This window comes from Pseudoxanthomonas spadix (assembly GCF_003703395.1).
In the GTDB taxonomy this organism is placed as follows: Bacteria; Pseudomonadota; Gammaproteobacteria; order Xanthomonadales; family Xanthomonadaceae; genus Pseudoxanthomonas_A; species Pseudoxanthomonas_A spadix.
Genome location: NZ_RDQN01000024.1, coordinates 1 through 1,140, shown reverse-complemented (window position 1 = coordinate 1,140; position 1,140 = coordinate 1). Strand labels below are relative to the sequence as shown.

The window sequence follows — 1,140 nt, the reverse complement described above, 5'->3', positions numbered from 1 at the left end:
TATATGAAATCCATCGTTCCAACACTCTACGAGGACGAAGAGTGGAGAGTGCAAGTGCGAGTTGCCCCTGAGATTGTGCTGAGCGACGAGGAGCGAGCCGAGTTGACGAGACTGGTTCGCTCCAAGCGCACGAGCGTGAGGCTGGCGCAGCGCGCCCGCATGGTGCTGCTGGCTGCGGACGGCATGCAGAACAAGGAGATCGCCGAGCAAGTAGGGGTGGGGCGCGTACAGGTCTCGCGCTGGCGCGCGCGATATGCGCAGTCGCGGATGGCCGGGATCGAGCGCGACTTGCCGCGCGGGGCGCCGCCGGCCAAGGTCGACGCGGCGCGGCTGGTGGAGTTGACCACGCAGAGCCAGCCGGCGGCGGCCACGCACTGGAGTACGCGCAAGATGGCCGCCGAGCTGGGCGTGAGCCCCAGCACCGTGATGCGGCATTGGCACGCCCACGGTTTGAAGCCGCACCTCGTGCGCAGCTTCAAGGTCTCGCGCGACCCGCAGTTCGTCGAGAAGCTCGAAGACATCGTCGGCCTGTACCTGTCGCCGCCCGAGCATGCGCTGGTGCTGTGCTGCGACGAGAAGAGCCAGGTGCAGGCGTTGGACCGCACCCAGCCCGGGCTGCCGCTGAAGAAGGGCCGCGCGCAGACGATGACGCACGACTACAAGCGCAATGGCACGACCACGCTGTTTGCTGCGCTCAACGTGCTCGACGGGCAGGTCATTGGCCAGTGCCAGCCGCGCCACACCCACGTCGAATGGCTGAAGTTCCTGCGCCAGATCGACCGCCAGACGCCCAAGGACAAGACGCTGCATCTGATCGCCGACAACTACGCCACCCACAAGCATCCCAATGTCCAGAAGTGGCTAGCCAAGCACCCGCGCTTCACCATGCACTTCACGCCCACCTCCGCCTCGTGGCTGAACATGGTTGAGCGCTTCTTCCGCGACATCACCACCGAGCGGCTGCGCCGCGGGGTGTTCACCAGCGTGCCCGAACTGATCGCCGCCATCGATGAGTACCTCGCGCATCACAACACCAAACCCAAGCCGTTCATCTGGACCAGAAGCGCCCGCGACATCCTGCAGAAGGTGATCCGCGCCAATCAGCGCTTAAGTTCCAAACAGAATGGAACACTACACTAG

At 64.6% G+C, this 1,140-nt stretch carries 1 protein-coding gene; it reads left to right on the top strand.

The window, feature by feature from the left end; all coding sequences use genetic code 11:
• Positions 1–54 precede the first annotated feature (54 nt).
• Entirely contained in the window at positions 55–1,140 is a 1,086-nt protein-coding gene (locus D9R12_RS15495; RefSeq protein ID WP_122227672.1) for an IS630 family transposase, read from the top strand.